The following is a 2,154-nucleotide window of genomic DNA, read 5'->3' on the forward strand; positions in this document are numbered from 1 at the left end:
AGTCGGACAGATTGCTGTGCTCATTCTAAGGTTCCACGGTTTGGGTGTTTTATTAGGATTAAAATCGGCCGCAAGTATGCAGAGAGCAGGGGGTCATTGCAACGCGCCATGACCTGGGTCAATGCTTTCCAACGCTGATTCTGCGGCCTTTCCATGCGCCGCGTAAGGACAAAATTGGCCTCGGACAAAATGTCGCAGCGGACGAAAAAAGCGAGGGGTTCAGGTCGCTTGTAACGGGGTGTGTTCAAACGCTCAGTTCGGGTGACGGATGGCAAATGGCACGACAGCCGGTATCTACCGGCGTTTGCGGCCACATCAGTCAGCCGGTTCGCAGAACACAGCAGTCAGCGTTGACCTGGAACCGGCACAAGCCAGTCCGCATCGAGCAAGCGTAGACCCGAATCCGGGGAACCGAAAGGAGAGGGTGCGAAGGGGTGCGACAATGCGTCGCAAAGGGGCAGGATGCTGCCGCACCGAGAAAGGTGCGGCAGAGGTGTATGCAATGATTACTTCTTGTTGTCTTCGGTAATCAGTTTTTCTGTATTCAATCCGTGCGACAGGCTGTACACATAAGCGGCGAGCAATTGCACTTTATCGTTACCCAACAGCTCGTTCTGCGCCGGCATATGACCCTGACGACCATGGCGAATGGTTTGCTCGAGTTGGGTCAGGCTGGTTCCGTAGATAAACCCGGCCGGGTGCGTCAGATTCGGCGCGCCCATGGCTTCAGTGCCGTGGCCGGTTGCCCCGTGACAGGCTACGCAAGTGGTGCTGAACGCCTGCTGTCCGGCTTGCAGGTCGGCCTTGCTGTCGGCGGGCAATGGCAGACCGGCCAGTTCGTGACGCACATACGCAGCCACGTTCTTCACCCCGGCCTCGCCGAGCACTTCGCCCCAGGCCGGCATCGCCGCCATCCGGCCACCCATGATGGTGGTCTTGATGGTGTCGGCGTCGCCGCCCCAGCGCCAGTCGCTGTCGGCGAGGTTAGGGAAACCGAACGCGCCCTTGGCGTCCGAGCCGTGGCACACCGAGCAGTTGGAGGCGAACAGACGGCCACCCATTTTCAACGCCTGCGGATCCTTCGCCACTTCCTCCACCGGCATGGCGGCGAACTTGGCGAAGATCGGCCCGAACCTGGCATCAGCCTTGTTCATTTCCTTTTCCCACTCGTGCACACCGGTCCAGCCATCCTCGTAACCGGGAAGAATACCTTTCCAGTTGCCCAGGCCCGGATAGAGGATCAGATAGCCCACGGAAAACACCAGCGTGCCGGCGAACAGCATGAACCACCACTGCGGCAGCGGGTTGTCGTACTCCTCGATGCCGTCGAAGCTGTGGCCCATGGTCTGGTCGACGCTGCCCTTGGTTTCGCCCCGGCGGGTGCCGATCAGCAGCCACGTCAGGCCGATCAGGCTGCCGATGGTCAGTACGCAGATCCACGTACTCCAGAAGGTGGTCATGGCCGGGTACTCCTTGTTTCAGATGCTTGGTTTTGTTCGGGCTGCGGCTCGTCGGCAAACGGCAGCAGACGTGCTTCGGCGAATTCCGGGGTGCGCTTGCGGTTGAACACCCACAAGGTCAGGCCGACGAAGGCGACGAACACCACGACCGTGCCGAGACCGCGAATCAGGCCTGCACTCATCTCAATGATCATCGTGCTCACCTCTTGCTCTTGATCGCAGTGCCGAGCACTTGCAGGTAGGAGACGAGCGCGTCCATCTCGGTCTTGCCCTTGAGGCTGGCCACCGCGCCGCTGATGTCGTCGTCGGTGTACGGCACGCCGAGGGTGCGCATGACTTTGAGCTTGGTTTCGGTGTGGCTGCTGTCGACCGCTTGCGTGACCAGCCACGGGTAGGCCGGCATTTTCGATTCCGGTACGACGTTGCGCGGGTTGTACAAGTGCGCGCGGTGCCAGTCATCCGAGTAGCGCGCGCCGACCCGGGCCAGATCCGGCCCGGTACGTTTCGACCCCCAGAGAAACGGGTGATCCCACACGCTTTCGCCCGCAACCGAGTAGTGCCCGTAGCGCTCGGTTTCGGCGCGGAAAGGGCGGATCATCTGCGAGTGACAGCCGACGCAGCCTTCGCGGATGTAGATGTCGCGGCCTTCCAGTTGCAGCGCGGTGTAGGGCTTCATGCCTTCCACCGGTTTGTT

At 60.9% G+C, this 2,154-nt stretch carries 3 protein-coding genes; all 3 read right to left on the reverse strand.

The window, feature by feature from the left end; genetic code table 11:
* Window positions 1-506: 506 nt before the first annotated feature.
* Entirely contained in the window at window positions 507-1,460 is a 954-nt protein-coding gene (gene ccoP, locus ACIPIZ_RS29615; protein WP_064391309.1) for a cytochrome-c oxidase, cbb3-type subunit III, read from the reverse strand.
* On the reverse strand, window positions 1,457-1,654 hold the full coding sequence (locus ACIPIZ_RS29620) for a cbb3-type cytochrome c oxidase subunit 3 (RefSeq protein ID WP_007917155.1): 198 nt from the start codon (window positions 1,652-1,654) through the stop codon (window positions 1,457-1,459). Before ACIPIZ_RS29620 ends, ccoP begins: the two co-directional genes overlap by 4 nt.
* A 5-nt stretch (window positions 1,655-1,659) precedes the next feature.
* A partial coding sequence (gene ccoO / locus ACIPIZ_RS29625; protein ID WP_401169057.1) for a cytochrome-c oxidase, cbb3-type subunit II occupies window positions 1,660-2,154 on the reverse strand: 495 nt, incomplete at its 5' end.

The organism is Pseudomonas sp. NPDC087690 (assembly GCF_044743175.1).
Taxonomy (GTDB): Bacteria; Pseudomonadota; Gammaproteobacteria; order Pseudomonadales; family Pseudomonadaceae; genus Aquipseudomonas.

Bases quoted from the DNA above. Each gene is read 5' to 3' on its own strand.
- ccoP (WP_064391309.1), bottom strand. From the start codon at position 1,460: ATGACCACCTTCTGGAGTACGTGGATCTGCGTACTGACCATCGGCAGC.
- ACIPIZ_RS29620 (WP_007917155.1), bottom strand. From the start codon at position 1,654: ATGATCATTGAGATGAGTGCAGGCCTGATTCGCGGTCTCGGCACGGTC.